This is a genomic window from Rhodococcus mengyinensis (assembly GCF_048381435.1).
Lineage (GTDB): Bacteria > Actinomycetota > Actinomycetes > Mycobacteriales > Mycobacteriaceae > Rhodococcus_F > Rhodococcus_F opacus_D.
Window position 1 is genome coordinate 76,281 of the sequence record NZ_JBLWIT010000127.1, and the last position, 20,700, is coordinate 96,980.

General features: G+C 64.3%; 22 protein-coding genes and 4 tRNA genes. 24 read left to right on the forward strand and 2 right to left on the reverse strand.

The window, feature by feature from the left end:
- Window positions 1–28: 28 nt before the first annotated feature.
- Entirely contained in the window at window positions 29–520 is a 492-nt protein-coding gene (locus ACNJ7E_RS29650) for a YajQ family cyclic di-GMP-binding protein (RefSeq protein WP_007298080.1), read from the reverse strand.
- A gap of 199 nt (window positions 521–719) precedes the next feature.
- On the opposite strand from ACNJ7E_RS29650, the gene ACNJ7E_RS29655 reads away from it, so the two are divergent.
- The 11 genes from ACNJ7E_RS29655 (at window position 720) to rplA (ending at window position 5,540) form a co-directional block, all read left to right on the forward strand.
- Window positions 720–802, forward strand: a tRNA-Tyr gene (locus tag ACNJ7E_RS29655).
- A gap of 216 nt (window positions 803–1,018) precedes the next feature.
- Window positions 1,019–1,091, forward strand: a tRNA-Thr gene (locus tag ACNJ7E_RS29660).
- Window positions 1,092–1,136: 45 nt separating this feature from the next.
- Window positions 1,137–1,209 (forward strand) — tRNA-Met (locus ACNJ7E_RS29665).
- 61 nt (window positions 1,210–1,270) lie between these two features.
- A complete protein-coding gene (gene rpmG / locus ACNJ7E_RS29670; protein WP_005252089.1) occupies window positions 1,271–1,438 on the forward strand; it encodes a 50S ribosomal protein L33 in 168 nt (55 codons plus the stop codon).
- Between the two features lie 89 nt (window positions 1,439–1,527).
- Complete coding sequence (gene hadA, locus ACNJ7E_RS29675) at window positions 1,528–2,091, forward strand: (3R)-hydroxyacyl-ACP dehydratase subunit HadA (protein WP_009474668.1); 564 nt, start codon at window positions 1,528–1,530, stop codon at window positions 2,089–2,091.
- A complete protein-coding gene (gene hadB, locus ACNJ7E_RS29680; protein WP_317570101.1) occupies window positions 2,078–2,503 on the forward strand; it encodes a (3R)-hydroxyacyl-ACP dehydratase subunit HadB in 426 nt (141 codons plus the stop codon). The genes hadA and hadB overlap by 14 nt, the downstream gene beginning before the upstream one ends.
- Window positions 2,504–2,687: 184 nt before the next feature.
- Window positions 2,688–2,760 (forward strand) — tRNA-Trp (locus ACNJ7E_RS29685).
- Between the two features lie 31 nt (window positions 2,761–2,791).
- Entirely contained in the window at window positions 2,792–3,244 is a 453-nt protein-coding gene (gene secE / locus ACNJ7E_RS29690) for a preprotein translocase subunit SecE (RefSeq protein WP_157951354.1), read from the forward strand.
- 58 nt (window positions 3,245–3,302) lie between these two features.
- Window positions 3,303–4,172 carry a transcription termination/antitermination protein NusG gene (gene nusG, locus ACNJ7E_RS29695; protein ID WP_283352876.1) on the forward strand — a complete coding sequence of 290 codons (870 nt, stop codon included), beginning with the start codon at window positions 3,303–3,305 and terminating at the stop codon, window positions 4,170–4,172.
- A 59-nt stretch (window positions 4,173–4,231) separates the two neighbouring features.
- Complete coding sequence (rplK, locus tag ACNJ7E_RS29700) at window positions 4,232–4,666, forward strand: 50S ribosomal protein L11 (RefSeq protein ID WP_005252095.1); 435 nt, start codon at window positions 4,232–4,234, stop codon at window positions 4,664–4,666.
- Window positions 4,667–4,823: 157 nt separating this feature from the next.
- On the forward strand, window positions 4,824–5,540 hold the full coding sequence (gene rplA, locus ACNJ7E_RS29705) for a 50S ribosomal protein L1 (RefSeq protein ID WP_005252097.1): 717 nt from the start codon (window positions 4,824–4,826) through the stop codon (window positions 5,538–5,540).
- A 64-nt stretch (window positions 5,541–5,604) separates the two neighbouring features.
- Here rplA and ACNJ7E_RS29710 read toward each other — a convergent pair whose 3' ends face one another.
- The gene (locus tag ACNJ7E_RS29710; protein ID WP_418341633.1) at window positions 5,605–7,224 is read right to left on the reverse strand and encodes an MFS transporter; all 1,620 of its coding nucleotides are present in this window, start codon (window positions 7,222–7,224) and stop codon (window positions 5,605–5,607) included.
- 460 nt (window positions 7,225–7,684) lie between these two features.
- Here ACNJ7E_RS29710 and rplJ point away from each other — a divergent pair, with 460 nt between their 5' ends.
- The 13 genes from rplJ (at window position 7,685) to ACNJ7E_RS29775 (ending at window position 20,654) form a co-directional block, all read left to right on the forward strand.
- A complete protein-coding gene (rplJ, locus tag ACNJ7E_RS29715; protein WP_005252102.1) occupies window positions 7,685–8,245 on the forward strand; it encodes a 50S ribosomal protein L10 in 561 nt (186 codons plus the stop codon).
- A gap of 78 nt (window positions 8,246–8,323) precedes the next feature.
- Window positions 8,324–8,710 (forward strand): 50S ribosomal protein L7/L12, encoded by a 387-nt coding sequence (gene rplL, locus ACNJ7E_RS29720; protein WP_005252104.1) that lies wholly within the window; start codon window positions 8,324–8,326, stop codon window positions 8,708–8,710.
- Between the two features lie 303 nt (window positions 8,711–9,013).
- Window positions 9,014–10,108, forward strand: coding sequence for an ABC transporter ATP-binding protein (locus ACNJ7E_RS29725; protein ID WP_005258257.1), 1,095 nt, complete (start codon window positions 9,014–9,016; stop codon window positions 10,106–10,108).
- Between the two features lie 9 nt (window positions 10,109–10,117).
- Window positions 10,118–10,912: an MlaE family ABC transporter permease gene (locus ACNJ7E_RS29730; RefSeq protein WP_005252107.1), complete on the forward strand. Its 795-nt coding sequence runs from the start codon at window positions 10,118–10,120 to the stop codon at window positions 10,910–10,912.
- A 4-nt stretch (window positions 10,913–10,916) separates the two neighbouring features.
- Complete coding sequence (locus tag ACNJ7E_RS29735; protein WP_025433123.1) at window positions 10,917–11,777, forward strand: MlaE family ABC transporter permease; 861 nt, start codon at window positions 10,917–10,919, stop codon at window positions 11,775–11,777.
- Complete coding sequence (locus ACNJ7E_RS29740) at window positions 11,774–13,132, forward strand: MCE family protein (RefSeq protein WP_418341634.1); 1,359 nt, start codon at window positions 11,774–11,776, stop codon at window positions 13,130–13,132. The genes ACNJ7E_RS29735 and ACNJ7E_RS29740 overlap by 4 nt, the downstream gene beginning before the upstream one ends.
- Window positions 13,129–14,208 carry an MCE family protein gene (locus ACNJ7E_RS29745; protein WP_164060599.1) on the forward strand — a complete coding sequence of 360 codons (1,080 nt, stop codon included), beginning with the start codon at window positions 13,129–13,131 and terminating at the stop codon, window positions 14,206–14,208. The genes ACNJ7E_RS29740 and ACNJ7E_RS29745 overlap by 4 nt, the downstream gene beginning before the upstream one ends.
- On the forward strand, window positions 14,205–15,200 hold the full coding sequence (locus tag ACNJ7E_RS29750; RefSeq protein ID WP_005564073.1) for an MCE family protein: 996 nt from the start codon (window positions 14,205–14,207) through the stop codon (window positions 15,198–15,200). Before ACNJ7E_RS29745 ends, ACNJ7E_RS29750 begins: the two co-directional genes overlap by 4 nt.
- Entirely contained in the window at window positions 15,200–16,456 is a 1,257-nt protein-coding gene (locus tag ACNJ7E_RS29755; RefSeq protein WP_280779927.1) for an MCE family protein, read from the forward strand. The genes ACNJ7E_RS29750 and ACNJ7E_RS29755 overlap by 1 nt, the downstream gene beginning before the upstream one ends.
- Window positions 16,453–17,754 (forward strand): MCE family protein, encoded by a 1,302-nt coding sequence (locus tag ACNJ7E_RS29760; protein ID WP_418341635.1) that lies wholly within the window; start codon window positions 16,453–16,455, stop codon window positions 17,752–17,754. The genes ACNJ7E_RS29755 and ACNJ7E_RS29760 overlap by 4 nt, the downstream gene beginning before the upstream one ends.
- The gene (locus ACNJ7E_RS29765) at window positions 17,751–18,998 is read left to right on the forward strand and encodes an MCE family protein (protein ID WP_418341636.1); all 1,248 of its coding nucleotides are present in this window, start codon (window positions 17,751–17,753) and stop codon (window positions 18,996–18,998) included. The genes ACNJ7E_RS29760 and ACNJ7E_RS29765 overlap by 4 nt, the downstream gene beginning before the upstream one ends.
- A 134-nt stretch (window positions 18,999–19,132) precedes the next feature.
- Window positions 19,133–19,729: a hypothetical protein gene (locus tag ACNJ7E_RS29770; RefSeq protein WP_007298072.1), complete on the forward strand. Its 597-nt coding sequence runs from the start codon at window positions 19,133–19,135 to the stop codon at window positions 19,727–19,729.
- A gap of 79 nt (window positions 19,730–19,808) precedes the next feature.
- Window positions 19,809–20,654, forward strand: a complete 846-nt coding sequence (locus ACNJ7E_RS29775) for a hypothetical protein (protein ID WP_418341637.1) — start codon at window positions 19,809–19,811, stop codon at window positions 20,652–20,654.
- Window positions 20,655–20,700 lie beyond the last annotated feature (46 nt).

Consider the following 20,700-nt stretch of genomic DNA (forward strand, 5'->3'; position numbering starts at 1 on the left):
CAGAAAGGCGCACGGGCGCGGAGCGCCTCTACCGGTAGTTCACGAACTGCAGCGCGATCCCGAAGTCCTCGCCCTTCAGCAGGGAGATGACGGCCTGCAGGTCGTCGCGCTTCTTGCTGCTCACCCGCAGTTCGTCGCCCTGGATCTGCGCCTTGACGCCCTTGGGGCCCTCGTCGCGGATCTTCTTGGTGATCTTCTTGGCGTTCTCCGTGGTGATGCCCTGGACGAGGCTGCCCGACAGCTTGTAGATCTTTCCGGACTGCGCCGGCTCGCCCGCGTCGAACGCCTTCAGGGAGATGTCACGCCGGATCAGTTTCTCCTTGAAGACGTCCAGGGCGGCGAGCAGTCGCTCCTCGGTGTCGGCCGTCAGGGTGATGGTTTCCTCGCCGGACCATTCGATCGATGCTCCCGTGTTCCGGAAGTCGAACCGGGTCGACAGCTCCTTGCCGGCCTGATGCAGGGCGTTGTCCACCTCTTGACGCTCCACCTTGCTCACCACATCGAAGGACGAATCAGCCACTTCACACTCCCGGTTTCGTCTAGTTCTCCCCGCCGCGACCCGGCCGGGGGCCCGCCGAATGCCGACGAGCAGATTCGACGCTATCGGTTCGCAACCGCCCGTATCCACCCGGTTTGCAAAACGGGGGGCCGTTCGTTGTATTCTTCTTTCCGCAGCGGAGAGCGATTTCGCACAGATTTCGCGCTCCTCGTGCAACCCCGGCAGATTGCCCGAGCGGCCAATGGGAGCGGACTGTAAATCCGTCGGCTTATGCCTACGTAGGTTCGAATCCTACATCTGCCACACAGAGAACCCCGGTGAGCGACCAGCTCACCGGGGTTCTGTCGTTCGTGGCAGGGACCGGTTGTCCGGCCGGCACCCCGCTCTGTGCGGGCTGCCGACCCGAACTGCCGGGTGTAGCGACATACGAAAGCCGCTGACCAGGCAATTTGGTTCTGGACGCGAACTCTGTGTAATCTCGTCAAGGCTTCAGCGCGCAGCGATGTGCGAGCGAAGCACGCCCCCTTAGCTCAGTCGGCAGAGCGTTTCCATGGTAAGGAAAAGGTCAACGGTTCGATTCCGTTAGGGGGCTCGCTGGATTGAAGTGGAGCGCCTAGTGCGCGACACTCGACACCGAGGCGGTGTAGCTCAGTTGGTAGAGCAAACGACTCATAATCGTTGCGTCGCCGGTTCAAGTCCGGTCACCGCTACACAATATGCATGATCCACCCTGATTGTTCGTAATCAGATTCACCCGAAAGAAGGCATCCCGTGGCCTCCTCGACTGACGTTCGGCCCAAGATCACTTTGGCCTGCGAGGTATGCAAGCACCGCAACTACATCACCAAGAAGAATCGGCGCAACGACCCCGATCGGCTGGAGATCAAGAAGTTCTGCCCGAACTGCGGAACTCACCAGTCGCATCGCGAGTCCAAGTAACACGGTCCGGAACTAGGACTGCGTTCGCGAAGGGAGTCCTCTAGGCTGCCCTCACGCGCTGACGTCAAGGGTAGAAGAGGTTCTTTCGCGTGACTGACACTGTGACAGAGACAGAGGCATACGTGCCCGAGGCTGTTCCTGCTGATCCTGCCGCGCACGCACTGGCAATGGTCGGGCACCACTACCGCGTCGACGATTTCTACGAGGTCGGACGCGAGAAGGTGCGCGAGTATGCGCGTGCCGTGCAGGACTGGCACCCCGCTCACCACGACGAGGAAGCCGCGAAGGGCCTCGGCTACGACGGTCTCCTCGCTCCTCTGACGTTCATCTCGCTCGTCGGCATCATCGCCCAGGGACGTCTCTTCAAGGAGATCGTCACGGGCTACGACCCGAGCCAGATTCTCCAGACCGATCAGCGGCTCGAGTTCCACAAGCCGATCAAGGTCGGCGACCGCCTGGTCTGTGACGTGTACCTGGAGTCGTTCCGTCAGATGGGCGGCAGCGACATCATCGTCACCAAGAACATCGTCACCGATCAGTACGACGAACTGGTCCAGACCACGTGGACGACGCTCGTCGCGCGCACCGGTGGCGAGGTCGACGAGAACATCGCTCACGCAGTCAAGGACGTGATCATGCATGGCGCTTCGTAAGTTCGAGGACGTCTCGGTGGGTGAAGAACTCCCCGAGCGCATCGTGAAGCTCACGCGTGGCGACCTGGTCAACTACGCGGGCGTGTCCGGCGATCCCAACCCGATCCACTGGAGCGACGAGGTCGTCAAGCTCGCCGGTCTGGACAACGTGATCGCGCACGGAATGCTCACCATGGGTCTCGGCGGCGGCTTCGTCACGTCGTGGCTCGGCGATCCGGGTGCGGTCAAGGAATACAACGTTCGTTTCACGAGCTCGGTCTACGTCCGTGAGGACGAGGCCGCGCAGGTCGAGTACACCGGTAAGGTGAAATCGCTCGACGAAGAAAGCAAGACAGCAGTAGTCGCGATCGTGGCGCGTGCCGAGGGAAAGAAGATCTTCGGTCGCGCCACCGCAACGGTCCGTCTGGCCTGACAGCCGGGTGGATTGGGTTTGTTCCGGGGCTTTGAAGTACACTGAGATTTCTGGGATTACTCAGCGCTGCGCGCTGCCCTACGGTGCTGTATGGCCGGCAAGGGTGGCGCGCGTGTCATGTAATCACAGAGAGGTCGGTCAAGAATTGGTCCGAGGCTAGTTTCGGACCAGGTCTCCCGACCAAAGGGGCGTAGCTCAACTGGCAGAGCAGCGGTCTCCAAAACCGCAGGTTGCAGGTTCAAGTCCTGTCGCCCCTGCCCCCGGATGCCAGCGACTGAGAGGAACGACGTGAGCGAGGAGCGCGCCAAGCGCGACGGCGACACTTCAGGGTCGACGCGCCCGGACGGTGCCGACGACACCGCGGCCGACGCCACCACCACGCGTTCCGCCACTCCCTCGGGAAAGCCCAGCGGTAAGCGCCAGGGCCGTCGTTCGCAGGCAGGTACCGAGGTCGCCGCGAGTTCCGTGAAGTCACCGGAACTCTCGAAGTCGGACACGACCACCAAGGTCAAGCCGGCGAAGAAGGATCGCGCCGACAAGCCGCGCAAGGAAAACATTTTCAAGCGCCTGCGCCGGTTCCTCCGCGAGGTCATCGCCGAGCTGCGCAAGGTCATCTGGCCCAATCGCAAGCAGATGATCACCTACACCAGTGTCGTCCTGGTCTTCGTGGTGTTCATGGTGACGTTCATCGGCGTGTTGGATCTGGTGGTCATCAAGGGCGTCACCTGGTTGTTCGGTTGACGGAATCCGCCCCGGTGGATCCGAAGTATGTGAGTGACGAGAGGAAGCGAGTGCCCCAGTGAGCACCCCCGAGAACGACACGAATGAGGCTTTGGCCGAAGAGCGTGTTTCTGCCGAGGCGGCAGCCGAAGTGGATGTCGAGGCTGCCGACGAGGGCACCGAAGCCGCGGAAATCGTCGGTGACGACGGTGCAGAGGACGCCCCGGCCGACGAGATCGTCGAGGACGAGGTGACCGCCGAAGAAGAGGCTGTGACCGCCGACGAGGCTGCGCCCGCCGACGAGGCTGTGACGGCCGAAGAGCCCGAGGATCCCGTTGCGGAACTCAAGGCCGCTCTGCGTCGCGCACCCGGTGACTGGTACGTCATCCACTCCTACGCGGGTTACGAGAACAAGGTCAAGGCCAACCTCGAGACCCGTGTCCAGAACCTCGACGTCGGCGATTACATCTTCCAGGTGGAAGTTCCCACCGAAGAGGTCACCGAGATCAAGAACGGTCAGCGCAAGCAGGTCAACCGCAAGGTTCTGCCCGGCTACATCCTGGTCCGCATGGATCTCAACGACGAGTCCTGGGGAGCTGTGCGCAACACGCCCGGCGTCACCGGATTCGTCGGTGCGACGTCGCGCCCGTCCCCGCTGACCCTCAACGAGGTCATCAAGTTCCTGCTCCCGCAGCAGGAGCAGAAGAAGCAGGCCGCCGCGGCAACCGTCTCGGCCGGCGAGACCGGCGGAGAAAGCTTCGCAAAGCCGCTCATCGAGGTCGACTTCGAGGTCGGCGAGTCGGTCACCGTCATGGACGGCCCGTTCGCCACGCTGCCCGCCAGCATCAGCGAGGTCAACGCCGAGCAGCAGAAGCTCAAGGTCCTGGTCTCGATCTTCGGTCGCGAGACCCCGGTCGAGTTGTCCTTCACGCAGGTCGCGAAGATCTAGCGCCACATACTTGCACTGCAGTAGCAAGAAACACACCCAGCAAGAATTAGGAAATCGAGATGCCCCCCAAGAAGAAGAAGCTCGCAGGGCTCATCAAGCTTCAGATCCAGGCCGGTCAGGCTAACCCTGCACCGCCCGTGGGTCCCGCGCTTGGTCAGCACGGCGTGAACATCATGGAATTCTGCAAGGCCTACAACGCGGCGACTGAGTCCCAGCGCGGCAACGTGGTGCCGGTCGAGATCTCGGTCTACGAAGACCGGACCTTCGATTTCAAGCTGAAGACCCCTCCGGCTGCCAAGCTGCTGCTCAAGGCTGCAGGCGTGCAGAAGGGCTCCGGCGAGCCGCACAAGACCAAGGTCGCTTCCGTGACCATGGATCAGGTGCGCGAGATCGCGAAGACCAAGCAGGAAGACCTCAACGCGAACGACATCGAGCAGGCCGCGAAGATCATCGCCGGCACCGCACGCTCGATGGGTATCACGGTCGACGGCTGAGTCAGCCCTGATCGATCGGCGGCACCGCCGTCGAAGATCGACTGACGGCACCGCCGTCGAAGAAAGCGTGGGAGGGCCGGCCAGGCCCAGACCACTACTGAACCATTCACCATCGCAGACAAGACACACACTGCGGTGAGAAGTTAGGACAGAAGAAATGGCAAAGCGCAGCAAGGCGTATCTCGCCGCCGCTGAGAAGATCGACTTCGACAAGCTGTACAGCCCGCTGCAGGCTGCGAAGCTGGCGAAGGAGACGTCGTCGAGCAAGATGGACGCGACCGTCGAGGTTGCCGTCCGTCTGGGCGTCGACCCCCGCAAGGCGGACCAGATGGTCCGCGGCACGGTCAACCTGCCGCACGGCACCGGTAAGACCGCCCGCGTCATCGTGTTCGCAGTCGGAGAGAAGGCCGCCGAGGCCGAGGCAGCTGGAGCCGACGCCGTCGGTGCCGAGGACCTCATCGAGCGGATCCAGGGTGGATGGCTCGATTTCGACGCCGCCATCGCGACTCCCGATCAGATGGCCAAGGTCGGCCGCATCGCCCGCGTCCTCGGACCGCGTGGCCTGATGCCGAACCCGAAGACCGGCACCGTGACGGCTGACGTCACGAAGGCTGTTGCGGACATCAAGGGCGGAAAGATCAACTTCCGCGTCGACAAGCAGGCCAACCTGCACTTCGTGATCGGCAAGGCATCGTTCGACGACGCCAAGCTGGTGGAGAACTACGGCGCCGCGCTGGACGAGATCCTGCGTGCGAAGCCGTCCTCCGCGAAGGGCCGCTACGTCAAGAAGGTCACCGTTTCGACCACCACCGGCCCGGGCATCCCGGTGGACCCGAACCGCACCCGCAACCTTCTCGAGGATGCCGACGCGTAAGTCACGCTTCACACAGTTCGGCCGGTACGGAAATCTTCCGTACCGGCCGAACTGCTTTCCGGGGTCAGTCTTCGTCGCCGGTTTCCGATTCGGACTTCTTCCGCCACGCCAGCATCACGGAATCTGTGCGTGCCGGCGCCCAGGGCATGAAGATCGCGACGACGACCGCGCAGACCACCACGGCGCCCGCCGCGACGAGCGACGCAGTGTGCGACCCCTGCAGCACCGTCGTCTTCATGGTGAGGATGAGATTCTCACGCTGCTGTTCGAGGAACGGCGGGATCTCCCGTTTCCGGATCTCGAGCACACTCAGGACCGTCGCGCGCGCGAAGCCCTTCTCGTCGTCGTTCATCAATGCGGCCGGAATCCGGTCGAGCAGCGGACTCATCGTCGTCGCGTAGTACGACGCGACAATCGATCCGAGCACGGCGACACCGAGCGTTCCGCCGATTTCCCTCGTCGTGTCGTTCACAGCCGAGCCTGCTCCCGCCTCGTCGAGGGGCAGCGATGCCATGATCGACTCGGTGGCGGGCCCCTGCACGATGGCCAAGCCGAGCGCCATCGACACCATCGACGGAAGGACATCCGTCAGGTAGCTGCTGTCGACGGCCACCTGACCGCCGAGGTACAGCCCGACACCGGTGAGGAGGAGGCCGAACACGATGACCGGGGTCGTCCCGATCCGCTGCGCCAGAAGTGTGGCGACGGGGGCGCCGACCGCGACCGACACCGCGAACGGCAGCGACGCGACACCGAACTCGAACGGCGTGTACTCCCGGACTCCCTGGAAGTACTGCGTGATGAGGAACAGGAAGCCGAACATCGAGAAGTACCCGATGGCGATCGCGAGGGCGGGCAGGGAGAACCTGCGGTTGCGGAACAGCCGCAGGTCGAGGACCGGGTGCTCGGTGCGCAGCTCCCAGCGGATGAATCCGACCAGGACAGCGATCGAGACGGCGACGGCGCCGACGGTGACGAACGACGTCCACCCGTGGTGAGGGGCCTCGATGATGGCCCACACGAGGACGGTGATTCCGGTGATCGAGGCGGCGATTCCGACGAGGTCCATGCGTCCGATGACGGAGGCGCGTGACTCCGGCACCAGGAGCAGCGTCGCTGCTGCCGCGACCACCGCGATCGGCACGTTGATCCAGAAGACGGAGTGCCAGCTGAAATGCTCGAGCAGCCACCCGCCGGCCATCGGCCCGATGGCGATCGCGAATCCGGCCATCGCGGTCCAGGCGGCGATGGCCAGCGCCCGTTCCCGCACGTCGGTGAAGATGTTGATGACGAGGGCGAGGGTCGCGGGGAAGACTGCGGCCGCGAAGACACCCATCGCCGCGCGGGCCGCGATGACCTGCCCCAGACTCTCGGCATTGGCGCCGGCGATCGACATGACGGCGACGCCGATCAGACCGATGACCATGACGCGTCGACGACCGTAGCGGTCGCCGAGGTTGCCGAACGCCAGCAGTAGGCCCGCGAACGTCAGCGTGTAGGCGTCGACGACCCACTGCAAGCCGCTGACACTGGTGCGGAGTTCGACACCGATCGACGGGAGAGCGACGTTGACGATGGTGTTGTCGAGGACGACCAGCAGTTCGGCCAGGCAGATCACGGCGAGCGCGAGGAAGCGTCGTGTCCGGGATCCGGTCACGACGGCCCGGGCTTCGAGGATTGTCATGAGGAAAAGCTAGCTCATATATGTAACGTTGCGTAACAGGTAAATGGACGCTGCTTCAGTCTGATGGACCACACACCGCATGCCGAGTGACGCCGGTCACTGCGATGGGTGGAGTCCCGCCGCGATTTGGCGGTTGTGCAGGCCATGCCGTAATCTGTCTTGCGGAGTTCAATGCAGTATTTGAACTTCACCCCAAATCATGTTCTACCCAAGACCGTTGGTGATCACTCCCGCAAGGGTGTGATTGAAAGTCCGGGAATGTCCGGCGGCCCACGCAGGAGGACGAGGTAGGGGGATGCGTATCGGTTGTGGGCTCGCGCCCTGACCGTGTCGTTTCCTTTCACGCCCCGTGTGCCCTGCACCGGGGCGTTTTGCATGTCGTGGATTGTGTGCTCCGGGATTCCGGCGGTGCGCAGCGGTTCCGAAGTGGGATAACGACTGTCATGAGAGGAGGCGAAGTATGGCAAAGCCTGAGAAGGTTTCCGCGGTTGCGGAGATCACCGAGCAGTTCAAGGGTTCGACCGCTGCTGTGATCACGGAATACCGTGGTCTGACGGTGGGCAACATCACGACACTGCGACGCGCTCTCGGAGAAGGTGCCACCTACTCCGTCGCCAAGAACACCCTGGTCAAGCGTGCCGCTGCTGAAGCGGGCGTCGAGGGCCTTGATGACCTTTTCGTCGGTCCGACCGCCATTGCATTCATCAAGGGCGAGCCCGTCGATGCTGCGAAGGCTCTGAAGAACTTCGCTAAGGACAACAAGGCGCTCATCATCAAGGGCGGCTACATGGACGGCGCTGCGCTGTCCGTGGACGAGGTCAACAAGATCGCGGACCTCGAGTCCCGCGAGATCCTGTTGGCCAAGCTTGCCGGCGCGATGAAGGGCAACTTGGCAAAGGCCGCAGGCCTGTTCAACGCTCCTGCTTCGCAGGTGGCCCGACTGGCTGCTGCGCTGCAGGAAAAGAAGGCCGCAGAAGGCGGAGCTGCCGAAGCTCCCGCCGAGGCTGCAGCCGAAAGCTGATCCGCACCCGCGCATCACTGCTATAACCCCGCCCGGTCGCGGATCAGCGACATGGGACTTACAGGAAGGACCGCCACAATGGCGAAGCTCAGCACCGAAGAGTTGTTGGACCAGTTCAAGGAGCTCACCCTCCTCGAGCTCTCGGAGTTCGTGAAGGCATTCGAGGAGACCTTCGAGGTCACCGCCGCTGCCCCGGTCGCCGTTGCCGCTGCAGGCGGAGCACCGGCTGCTGCCGAGGCTGCTGAGGAGCAGGACGAGTTCGACGTCGTCCTCGAGTCGGCCGGCGACAAGAAGATCCAGGTCATCAAGGTCGTCCGTGAGGTCGTTTCCGGCCTCGGCCTGAAGGAAGCCAAGGACCTCGTCGAGGGTGCTCCGAAGGCGATCCTGGAGAAGGTTGCCAAGGACGCGGCCGACGCCGCCAAGGAAAAGCTCGAGGCTGCCGGCGCGAAGATCACCGTCAAGTAAGACGGTCTCTCCCGCGCTGCTCACCGAGCAGACGAAGAGGGTCACTCCCCATCCGTGGGGAGTGACCCTCTTTTTGTGTCCGCGGACGTCTTCGGAGTGTCGAGATTCCTGGCCGAAAGCTGGACGCGCGACCAGAAATTTCGCTACCGTTATCCCAGTTCAGACGCGTTGTTTTGCATAGTGGGACCCGCTGTTGGCATGCTTCCTTACTCATGAGTAGCATCCCTTGTCACAGGTAACACGTCGATGCGATAGAGTGACCCAACCCACACGGGGTGAGTGCATCGAACGGTCGCGGAGGTAATGGTGGGAGTCGAGGTATCCGTCGAGGGACTGACCAAGTCGTTCGGCTCGCAGAGGATCTGGCAGGACGTCACGTTGACCCTTCCCGCCGGTGAGGTCAGTGCGTTGCTCGGGCCGTCGGGTACGGGTAAGTCGGTGTTTTTGAAGTCGCTGATCGGTTTGCTCCGCCCGGAGCAGGGCTCGATCGTGATCGACGGCACCAACATTCTCGAGTGCTCCAGCAAGGAGCTCTACGAGATCCGCAAGCTGTTCGGTGTGCTGTTCCAGGACGGCGCCCTGTTCGGCTCGATGAACCTGTTCGACAACGTGGCGTTCCCGCTGCGCGAGCACACCAAGAAGTCCGAGTCCGAGATCCGCAAGATCGTCATGGAGAAGATGGAGCTCGTCGGCCTGCTCGGGGCCGAGGACAAGCTGCCCGGTGAGATCTCCGGTGGTATGCGCAAGCGTGCGGGCTTGGCCCGCGCCCTGGTGCTGGACCCGCAGATCATCCTCGTCGACGAGCCGGACTCCGGCCTGGACCCGGTGCGCACCACCTACATCTCCCAGACGTTGATCGACATCAACGCCGAGATCGACGCGACGATCCTGATCGTCTCGCACAACATCAATCTCGCGCGGACGGTGCCGGACAACATCGGCATGCTGTTCCGTCGACATCTGGTGATGTTCGGTCCGCGGGAGGTGCTGCTCACCAGTGAGGAGCCGGTGGTCAAGCAGTTCCTCAACGGCACCATGATCGGTCCGATCGGCATGTCCGAGGAGAAGGACGAGGCCACCATGGCGCAGGAGCAGGCGATGGTCGACGCCGGTCACCACGCGGGTGGTGTCGACGACGTCGAGGGCATCGTCCCGCAGATGAAGGCGACGCCGGGGATGCCGTTCCGGCAGGCTGTCGCGCGCCGGCAGGAACGTGTCCGGCACATCATGCACACCCTGCCGGAGAATGCCCAGATCGCCATCCAGGAAAGCCTCGACGAGACTTCCGGCGGAAACGGCGGCGGCGGCTACGACTACGCATACAGCCAGGAAGACACTCAGGTCATCCCCGCATACCGGGGCGAAGGATACGAAAACACCACTCACGGGCAAGGGTAGGCATATCGGATGGGGGTTACCCGCAGCTCGGTCTTGCGGCCGGTCAACGGTGCGCTGACACAGGCCGGAAACATCGTCGAGCTCTTTGTCGACGTTGCACGAAACACGTTCAAGCGGCCGTTCCAGTTCCGCGAGTTCATCGAACAGGCCTGGTTCATCGCCAGCGTCACGATCCTGCCGACGGCAATGGTCGCGATTCCGTTCGGCGCAGTGGTGTCACTGCAGACCGGATCGCTCATCAAGCAGCTCGGTGCAGAGTCGTTCACGGGAGCGGCCAGCGTGCTCGCCGTCATCCAGCAGGGTTCCCCGCTGGTGACGGCACTACTGGTGGCCGGGGCTGCGGGCTCGGCCGTCACGGCGGATCTCGGTGCGCGGACGATCCGCGAAGAGATCGACGCCATGGAAGTTCTCGGTATCAACCCGATTCAGCGACTCGTCGTGCCTCGGGTGCTTGCCATGGTTCTCGTCGCGATCCTGCTGAACGGCCTCGTGTCCGTGGTCGGTATCGCCGGCGGGTACTTCTTCAACGTCATCCTCCAAGGGGGTAATCCCGGTGCGTACCTGGCATCGTTCTCGGCCTTCGCCCAGCTTCCCGACATCTGGGTCGGCGAGCTCAAGGCGGCCGTCTTCGGTGTCATCGCCGGTGTCATCGCCGCGTACAAGGGGCTCCATCCGAAGGGTGGACCCAAGGGCGTCGGTGACGCGGTGAACCAGTCGGTGGTGATCACGTTCCTGCTGCTGTTCTTCGCGAACCTGATCCTGACCATGGTGTACCTCCAGATCGTTCCGGCGAAGGGATCGTGACCCCATGACAATCGCCAAGGGACGTGGTGACCGGACTCTGATGGCGGCACGCCGAGTCGGTCGTGCGCCGCTCAACGTGCTCGACCGGGCCGGCGAGCAGATGTCGTTCTACGCCAGGGCAATCGCCTGGTCGCCCCACACTCTCGTGCACTACCGCAAGGAAGTGCTCCGGCTGCTCGCCGAGGTCACGTTCGGCAGCGGCGCGCTCGCCGTCATCGGCGGCACCATCGGCGTCATCGCGATGATGTCCGGCTTCACCGGCGTCGTCGTCGGACTGCAGGGATTCGCCGCGCTCGAACAGCTGGGCAGCTCGGTGCTCACCGGCTTCCTGTCGGCCTACGTCAATACCCGTGAGATCGCGCCGATCGTTGCGGCACTCGCGCTCTCGGCCACCGTCGGTTGCGGTTTCACCGCGCAGCTCGGCGCCATGCGGATCTCGGAGGAGATCGACGCGCTGGAGGTCATGGCGGTGCCGAGTGTGCCGTTCCTCGTCACCACCCGCATGATCGCGGGATTCGTCGCTGTCATCCCGCTGTACATCGTCGGTCTGCTCGCGGCCTACCTCGCGTCCCGCATCATCAGTACCGTGTTCAACGGCCAGTCGACCGGCTCGTACGACCACTACTTCAATTTGTTCCTGCCACCGCAGGACGTCCTCTATTCGTTCGCGAAAGTGCTGATCTTCGCGTTCGTGCTGATCCTGATCCATTGCTACTACGGCTATCACGCCTCCGGTGGTCCCGCCGGTGTCGGTGTGGCCGTGGGTCGGGCGGTCCGCACCGCGATCGTCACCATCGCCGTTCTCGACTTCTTCCTGAGCCTCGCCATCTGGGGCACGACGACCACAGTGAGGGTGGCCGGATGAGCAACACGACATCTGTTGTGGGTCGACGGGTGCTGGGGCTGGTGTTCTTCCTTGTCCTCGCGTTGTTCCTGGTCTTCACCATCGGCATGTTCAACAAGACGTTCACCAAGGTCGTCAAGATCGACCTCCTCACCGATACCGCCGGAAATGCCCTGCCGCCCAACGCTGACGTGAAGGTCCGTGGCCTCATCGTCGGCGAGGTGCGCTCGGCATCCTCCCAGGAGGGCGAGGTCACCCTGGCTCTCGCGATCCAGCCCGACAAGGCGCAGCTGATTCCGTCCAACACGACGGCGCGGTTGCTGCCCAAGACGCTGTTCGGTGAGCGCTATGTGTCGCTGATCGTTCCCGAGGGCGACATGGCTCCGCCGATCCAGGCCGGCGACACGCTGCGTCAGGACAAGAGCGGCAACGCCGTCGAGGTCGGCGAGGTTCTCGACGGTCTGCTGCCGCTGCTGCAGGCGATTCCGCCGCAGGACCTGGCGAATACGCTCGGCGCGCTGTCCCAGGGACTGAGCGGCCGCGGCGCCGAACTCGGCCTGACGCTCGACCGTCTCGAGGAGATCTTCGGCGGGCTGAACACTGAACTTCCTGCCATCCAGGAGGATCTGCGCGGTCTGGCAGATTTCTCGCAGACGTACTCCGAGGCGGCACCCGACCTGGTCAACGCCCTCGACAACCTGCGTACCACCGGAAATACCGTGGTGGAGAAGCAGGGCGAGATCTCCACGTTGCTTGCGTCGCTGACCGGAACCGCGTCCAGCACCGCGGATCTCCTGCAGACCAACGCCGAATCGATCGTCAGTATCGCCGCCGATTCGCGTGAGGCACTGCAGATCCTCGGCCGTTACTCGCCGAGCTTCGGCTGCACGTTCGCGGGCTTCGCCAAGTCCGCTCCCGTCGCCCGTGAACTGCTGGCACCGGACGATCCGTACCCGGGCGTGCGTGCCAGCGTGCAGTTCGTCAATCCGAAGGGTCGCTACGTGCCCAACCAGGACGAGCCGCGACTGCTCGACAACCGCGGACCGGCTTGCTATGACAACGTCACCGCTCCGGGTGGAAAGTTCCCGCAGTACCCGGGCGGGTCGTCCTACAACGACGGTGCCTACCAGGTGCCCTCGCGGAATCCCGGCCCGTCGACCATCGACTTCCTCCCGGCGCCCGCCGGCGTCCCCGATCAGGTCCCGGGCTACGGAGCCGAGGTCACACCCGCGAGTTACGCGGGTTCGAAGATGGAGCAGGACACGTTGGACGTCGTCTACGGCGAGGCCGGGGGCATGGCGCCGGAGGACGTGCCGAGTTGGACGACACTCGTCGGCGCGCCGACCATGAGGGGGACTGAGGTGAGCTTCAAGTGAGGGGCCTGGCCGCACCATTGGTCAAGCTGATCGTGTTCGCCGTGGTCACCATCCTCGCGACCGGTCTGCTGGCCGCCACCATCGCCAACCTCGGTGGCGGCGGTGGCACCAAGTTCAACGCGATCTTCTCGGACGTCACCTCGCTCAACGAGGGCGACGAGGTCCGCATCGCCGGTGTGCGCGTGGGCCAGGTCGAGAAGATCGCGATCCACGACGACCGCGAGGCAGAGGTCCAGTTCACGGTGTCGGAACGGGACTGGCTGCCCGCCAGCACGACCGCGACCATCCGCTTCCGGAACCTCGTGGGGCAGCGCTACATCGCGCTCGAACAGGGCGAGGGGCAGCAGGGAATGAAGATGAGCGGCGGCGACACCATTCCGATGGAGCGGACTAAGCCTGCCGTCAACCTCACCACGCTGTTCGACGGGTTCCGTCCGCTGTTCCAGACCCTCAGCGCCGACGACGTGAACAAGTTGTCGTACCAGATCATCCAGGTGTTCCAGGGTGAGTCGGGAACCATCACGGAACTGGTCAAGAACACGGCAAGCCTCACCAACACGGTCGCCGACAAGGATCGGGTGATCGGTGCGGTGATCAACAACCTCAACGACGTGCTGGCCACGGTGAATCAGCGTGACGATCAACTCGATTCGCTGATCGTCAACACCCAGCAACTCGTCACGGGCCTGGCGAACGAGCGGGGAACCGTCGGTTCTGCGGTGACGTCCCTCGCGGGACTCACCGACGCGACCGCCGACCTGCTCGAACCCACCCGACCGTCCATCCAGGAATCCATCACGTCGCTGAACACGCTGGCGACGACGTTGAACCGTAACTCCGACACGGTCAACAGCGTTCTCCAGACGCTTCCGGTGAAGCTCGAGAAGCTCGGCCGGGCAGCCAGTTACGGATCCTGGTTCCAGTTCTACCTCTGTGGAGTCGACATCGTCGCAGGACCAGGTACCGCGCCCCAACTGAACCTGCCCACGGGCTTGCCCACCGTCAACCAGCCGCTCTATACGAACTCGGCGAAACGGTGCACGCAGGACGGCCTACAGGAGTTGCAGACACGATGAGCAGACGTCGCAGCCCGGCAGTGGCTGGTGCCCTCGGTATTCTCGTGGTGCTGTTGGCCACCCTGTCGGCTTTTTTCCTCGATTCGCTGCCGTTCATCGGCGCCGGATCGACCTATCACGCCGAATTCACCGAGGCGGCAGGGCTCAAGCCCTCCAACGAGGTCCGGATCGCCGGTGTCAAGGTCGGCAAGGTCACGTCCGTCGAACTCGACGGCGACCATGTGGACGTCGCCTTCAAGGTGTCGGACGCGTGGGTCGGCAACGAGACGTCGGCGTCCATCCAGATCAAGACGATCCTGGGTCAGAAGTACCTGGCCCTCGACCCCCGTGGCTCGGACACGCTGAATCCGAGCGACGTGATCCCGTTGGACCGCACCACGTCTCCGTACGACGTGATCGAGGCGTTCTCGGCCGCCGCACAGACGGTGGGTGACATCGACTCCGATCAGCTCGCACAGAGCATGGTGACGCTGTCGCAGGCGTTCGAGGGAACTCCCACGGAGATCCGAGCCTCCCTGGACGGTGTGAGCAGGCTGTCGCAGACCATCGCCAGCCGCGATCAGGAACTGCAGAAGTTGTTCGACGCGACGGGCAAGACCACCAAGGTCCTCGCCGACCGCAATGCCGAATTCAACCGGTTGATCAGCGACGCCGGTCTGCTGCTCGGTGAGCTCAACAGCCGTCAGCAGTCGATCTCTCAGCTGCTCACCGGAACTCAGCGGCTGTCGCAGCAGCTGACCGGACTCGTGCGCGACAACGAGGCCGCCATCGGTCCCGCACTCGAACAGCTCGACGGTGTCGTCGAGATCCTCAAGGCCAATAACGAGAACCTGGACAAGGCGATGAAACTGTACGAGCCGTTCGTCCGCCTGTACACGAACGTGGTCGGTAACGGTCGCTGGTTCGACCAGGTCGTGGTGAACCTCCTGCCGCCGGGTCTGCCCGACATTCCCGGTCCGCGCGATCCCGTCCGCACGTTGGGGGGTAACTGATGGCAGACGTCGAGAACGGAGCCGAACGCGGCGGACGCGGCGGGGTCGCCCTCATCGCAGGAATCGTCATCGTCGCGCTGGTGATCGCCGGGGCCCTGTGGTGGTTGTTCACCCGCGCAGGCACCACGCAGATCACCGCGTACTTCGACAAGTCGGTGGGCATCTACGAGGGTTCCGACGTGCGGATCCTCGGTGTGAAGGTCGGATCCGTCGACGGTGTCGAACCGCAGGGCGACCAGGTGAAGGTCGACCTGCGCGTCGACCGTGGCGTCGACATCCCCGCCGACGCCAAGGCAGCCCAGGTCACGCCGTCCGTGGTGTCCGACCGCTACATCCAGCTCGCGCCTGCCTACACGGGCGGCGACACGATGCAGAGCGGCGCCGTCATCTCGCGTGACCGCACTGCCACCCCCGTCGAGGTGGACGAGCTGTACGCGAGCATCGAGAAGCTGTCCACCGCTCTCGGCCCGGACGGGGCGAACAAGGAAGGCGCGCTGTCACAGTTCGTCGAGACCGGCGCGGCCAACCTCGACGGCAACGGAGAGGCGCTGGGGCAGAGCATCAATCAGCTGTCCGACGCCGCCCGCACGCTCAACGAGAGCCGCGGCGATCTGTTCGACACTGTCAAGAACCTCCAGGTGTTCGTGGGTGCGCTGGCGGCCAACGATCAGCAGGTCCGCGACTTCAACTCCCAGCTGTCCGACCTGTCCGGATTCCTTGCGGGGGAGCGGGAGAACCTCGGTGCCGCCCTGAACCAGCTGGCGATCGCCCTGGGTGACGTCTCGAAGTTCGTGGCCGACAACCGGGAGATCCTCGCCGAGAACGTGGACGATCTGGTTCCGGTGACGCAGACCCTCGCGGACAACCGCGAGTCGCTGGTCAATTCGCTGACCCTGCTTCCGCTGGCGATCAGCAACCTGGCTAACTCCTACGACGCGGAGTCCGGCAACCTGGCCTCGCGCCTGGCGTTCCCGGATCTGCAGGACCCGGCCGGCGTCGCGTGCAAGTTGATCGACCTCGGCAAGCTGGTACCCGGCGATCCGCGCTTCGAGCAACTCGGGCGTCAGATGCAGCCGCTGATCGACAACTGCGCCAACATCACGTCGCAGATCACGCAATCGGCGAAGACGCCGTCGCTCGTGCTTCCGTTCGGGATCATGAGTGCGGACAACATTCAGCGGACGGTCACGCCCGGCACGGTGCCGGGTGTCGTGTCGCCGCGATTCGAAGGCGCAACGGGTGGTGAGGGCGAATGAAGCGGTCGGTAATCCTCGGCGCCGGTGCGTGCGCCGTCGCCATCGCAGTGACGTCCTGCTCGTCGGAGGGAATCTACGGAGTTCCGCTGCCGGGCGGCCCGGATGTCGGTGACCACCCGATGCACCTGACGATCCAGTTCGACGACGTCCTCGACCTCGTCCCGCAGTCCGCTGTCAAGGTCGACGGTGTTCCGGTGGGCCGGGTCGAATCGATCAAGGTGGCCCCGGACGGCTGGACAGCCGATGTGGAGGTCGTCCTCGACTCGTCCGTCGATCTCGCGGCCAACGCGGTCGCCGCCATCGAGCAGACCAACCTGCTCGGCGAGAAGTTCGTCCAGCTGTCCGAACCGCCGGAAGACAAGGATCCCGCGCGGCTCGAGGACGGCGACACGATCTCGCTCGATCGCACCCGGCACGCCACGGAGATCGAGCAGGTACTCGGCGCGCTGTCGCTGCTGCTCAACGGCGGCGGCGTCGGCCAGCTGCAGCCGATCGTGCACGAACTGACCACCGCACTCGACGGGCGTGAGGATCGTGTCCGGGGACTTCTCGAGCAGGCGAACACGCTCATCGACGGTCTCAACCAGCAGCGCGACGACATCACCCGCGCCCTGGACGGCCTCGACACCCTGACCACGCGGGTGAACGAACAGAACGAGAAGATCGGGCTGATCCTCGACCAGCTCCCGATCGCCGCCGAAGTGCTCAACGAGCAGCGACCGCAGCTCACCCAGATGCTCACGCAACTGGACCGGCTCGGCACCGTCGGCACGGACGTGATCAACCGGTCGAAGAACGATCTGATCGCGGACCTCCTCGCGCTGCGGCCGACGCTGAAGGCGCTCGCCGAGTCCGGCGACGACCTGCCCAACTCGCTCGCGTTCATCCCGACCGTCCCGTTCCCGGACGGTGTCGAGAAGATCGCGCTCGGCGGATCGGTCAACCTGTTCCTCACGGTCGACCTGCAGATCGGCGATGCGCTCAGCGCACTCGGCGTCGGTCAGGGCGACCCGGTGTACGTGCCGCCGAAGTTCGGTGAGCCCAAGCCGATCGTCGATCCCTCGAACCCGTACTACAACGGCAACGGGCCCAAGCCGGGATGGCCGACGGTGTCGCTGCTGCCGATTCCGCCGATCATCCCCGCCCCGACGGGCCTGCGGATCCCGGGTCTCCCCGGCACCGCGCCTGCGGCAGGCAACGGTGGCGCAGGGAACGGCACGACGGACGGTGCAGCGCCGCCGCCGCAGAACCCGCTCGGGGGACTGCTGGAGCAGTTCGGAATAGGGGGTGGACAGTGAGGTCACGACTGGTCAGGATCCAGCTCGTTGCGTTCGCCATCGTGGCGATGCTCGGGCTGGTTTACGTCGGCGCCAAGTACGTCCGCCTCGACAATCTGCTCGGGTTCGGTGAGTACGACGTGAACGCGCAGTTCAAGGACTCCGGCGGCATCTTCACCAACGCCGAGGTCACGTACCGCGGAGTTCCCGTCGGCCGTGTCGGCGACCTGTCCCTGACCGCGGACGGAATCAACGTCGAGTTGAAGATCTCCTCGGGTGGGCCCGACATCCCGGCGTCGGCCAAGGCCGTCGTCGCCAACCGATCCGCGATCGGTGAGCAGTACGTCGACCTTCAGCCCGACAGCGACCAGGGGCCGTTCCTCGAACAGGGCTCGGTGATCACCGAGGCCGACACGTCGACACCTGTTCCGGTCGAGCAGGTGCTGATGGCCACCGACGGTCTGGTCCGGTCGGTTCCGGTCGACTCGCTGCGCACGGTCGTCACCCAGCTGGGAACGGCATTCAACGGCAAGGGCGAAGATCTGCAGACGCTCGCGGACTCTCTGTCGACGCTGACGAAGGACGGACTCGACGTTCTCCCGCAGACGCTGGCCCTCATCCGGGACAGCCAGACGGTGCTGGCGACGCAGTCCGATCAGTCCTCCGCGATCGTCCAGTTCAGTTCGGATCTCGACGCGGTTGCGGCGCAGCTGCGGACCAGCGACCCCGATCTCCGCGCGGTCATCGACAAGGGAATTCCGGCGAGCGACGAGGTCGGTCTGCTGGTGAACCAGATCGGTCCGAGTCTCACCACCGACCTGACGAACCTCGCCGCGGTCGGCGACAAGCTGGCTCCGCAGGCGATCGCGCTGCGGCCGATCCTGATGTTCCTGCCTGCTATCGCGGCGTCCGCGTCGACCGTGGCCCCCGGCGACGGCACGGTGCATCAGGGCATCGTCCTGGAAACCAACAATCCGCCGTCGTGCACACTCGGTTACGAAGGGACACAGGAGATCCTGGCCGAGATGAAGCGGCAGGACCCGAACTTCGACGACACCCAGCAGGACTTCCCGTACAACACGAAGGCCAACTGCGACGCTCCCCAGGGAAGCGTGACGGGTGTGCGAAGTGCAGACCGCATCGTGTTCGCCGATCCGGACACGATCCAGCCGTGGGATTTCAAGCCGAAGGTCATGCCTGACACTCTCAACTTGAATCCCATCGCAACGCAGCTCGCACCGCTCCTCGGGGTTACTCCCAAGTAGTATTCGGTTCCGGCCGAGGGCGAGTAGAAGAAAACAATCAGTAGGGTATTGGTGTGACGCGAATTACCACGCCCCCGGAGTCGGGACAACCGGCTCCGGGGAAGGACAGAACTCTGAAGGCCTCGTTTGCTGCGGTGACCGCACTGGTGGTGATCGCGGTTGTCGCAGCCGGATGGTTTGGCTTCGGGTGGGCGCGCGCTCTCTTCGTGGACAAGCCGATCGCCGACGCGCGCGATTCCGCGTTGACAGGCGCCCAGCAGGCCGCGATCAACCTCAACTCGGTCGATTCGAAAGACCTCGACGGATCCTTCGAGAACATGAAGTCGTCGATCACGGGCGACAAGATGAACCAGGACCTCCAGGCGACGATGGACGGGTTCACCGACCAGATGCGTCAATCCGGTGCGGCGAGCAAGGCCGAGCTGATCCAGGGCACACTCACGGAACTGAACACCGACGACGGCACCGCGAAGGCACTGGTCGTCGTGGCAGTCACCACCACGTGGCCCGACCGCTTCGACAAGGCCAAGGTGACGATGCGGATGGACGTCCAGGACGTGGACGGGGTCTGGAAGGCCTCGTCGGTCGAACCGGTGGGCGGGCGTATTCCGCTCGAGAGCGGACCGGTGCCCGCCGACGGCGCGGCTCCCGCCCCGGCCCCCACCGAACCGGCTCCCGCCGAGCAGGCGCCGGCCGAACAGGCCCCCGAAGGCGACAGCGGCGGTCAGTAGTCCTGATGTGCCGCGGCGGCATGTCGCTGCGGTGTCCACGTCGACGACAGCTCGTCGTGCAATGAGAAAGTGGTGAACTATGCCCCCCAAGCGCCGAAACAACGTGCCGGACAGCGCTGCAAAGGGCAGGCGTCCGCGCGTGGCGGGGACCCGTCAGTCGACGCCGAAGCCGCCCCGACCGGAAACCCCGGTCGCTGATACGGAGCCGGTGACGAAGCCGGAACCGGCGAAGAAGACGGAACCGGTGGCGAAGGCCGAAACCGAGACGGCGAAGACCTCCGGCACGGACACGACTGTGTCGTTGGCCAAGCCGGTGTCGACGGCGAAGGCCGCGTCCGCGGGAAAGGCGAAGGTTGCCAACCTTCAACCGCGCATCAGCAAGCAGCAGGCCCCCGCCGCCGAGACCGCGGCGGCCGACAGCGGGTCCAGTCGGATCACCTGGAAGCTCGTCGGGATCCTCGGAGCCGTGGCGGTGGTGCTCGGGGTCTTCGCGGTGGTCGCGGCTTTCAAGCCCGGCGCAGACATCACGAACACCGCCTGGGTCGACGAAGGCGGTACCGCCGAGGTGACCAAGGCGGGAACGGAGGCGATCGAGACGCTGTACACGTACAGCTATGAGAGCATCGATCAGGACTTCGAGAAGGCGCGCGGCTACCTCAACGACGCCAAGCGTGACGAATTCGACTCGACCGCCGGCACCACCAAAGAGGCCGCCATTCAGACCAAGACGGCCACCCAGGCCTCCGTCACCGACATCGGGGTCACGATGCTCGACGGCGACCGGGCCGAACTGCTCGCGCACATGAACGTCAGCGCCACCGGTGACGCCGTGGCTCAGGGCAGTGCTGCGACCCCGCTGTCGATCAAGATGGAGAAGATCGACGGCAAGTGGGTGCTGTCCGACATCTCCGACAGCGAGGGCTGATCCTGCCGCCCGGAAAGATTTGAGCTGGAACGGGATCCGTGCGCTC

Excerpts from the sequence above, each read along its gene's own strand:
- hadB (WP_317570101.1), top strand. The coding sequence starts at position 2,078 with ATGGCGCTTCGTAAGTTCGAGGACGTCTCGGTGGGTGAAGAACTCCCC.
- rplK (WP_005252095.1), top strand. The coding sequence starts at position 4,232 with ATGCCCCCCAAGAAGAAGAAGCTCGCAGGGCTCATCAAGCTTCAGATC.
- rplA (WP_005252097.1), top strand. The coding sequence starts at position 4,824 with ATGGCAAAGCGCAGCAAGGCGTATCTCGCCGCCGCTGAGAAGATCGAC.
- ACNJ7E_RS29710 (WP_418341633.1), bottom strand. The coding sequence starts at position 7,224 with ATGACAATCCTCGAAGCCCGGGCCGTCGTGACCGGATCCCGGACACGA.
- rplJ (WP_005252102.1), top strand. The coding sequence starts at position 7,685 with ATGGCAAAGCCTGAGAAGGTTTCCGCGGTTGCGGAGATCACCGAGCAG.
- rplL (WP_005252104.1), top strand. The coding sequence starts at position 8,324 with ATGGCGAAGCTCAGCACCGAAGAGTTGTTGGACCAGTTCAAGGAGCTC.
- ACNJ7E_RS29725 (WP_005258257.1), top strand. The coding sequence starts at position 9,014 with ATGGTGGGAGTCGAGGTATCCGTCGAGGGACTGACCAAGTCGTTCGGC.
- ACNJ7E_RS29730 (WP_005252107.1), top strand. The coding sequence starts at position 10,118 with ATGGGGGTTACCCGCAGCTCGGTCTTGCGGCCGGTCAACGGTGCGCTG.
- ACNJ7E_RS29735 (WP_025433123.1), top strand. The coding sequence starts at position 10,917 with ATGACAATCGCCAAGGGACGTGGTGACCGGACTCTGATGGCGGCACGC.
- ACNJ7E_RS29740 (WP_418341634.1), top strand. The coding sequence starts at position 11,774 with ATGAGCAACACGACATCTGTTGTGGGTCGACGGGTGCTGGGGCTGGTG.
- ACNJ7E_RS29750 (WP_005564073.1), top strand. The coding sequence starts at position 14,205 with ATGAGCAGACGTCGCAGCCCGGCAGTGGCTGGTGCCCTCGGTATTCTC.
- ACNJ7E_RS29755 (WP_280779927.1), top strand. The coding sequence starts at position 15,200 with ATGGCAGACGTCGAGAACGGAGCCGAACGCGGCGGACGCGGCGGGGTC.
- ACNJ7E_RS29760 (WP_418341635.1), top strand. The coding sequence starts at position 16,453 with ATGAAGCGGTCGGTAATCCTCGGCGCCGGTGCGTGCGCCGTCGCCATC.
- ACNJ7E_RS29775 (WP_418341637.1), top strand. The coding sequence starts at position 19,809 with ATGCCCCCCAAGCGCCGAAACAACGTGCCGGACAGCGCTGCAAAGGGC.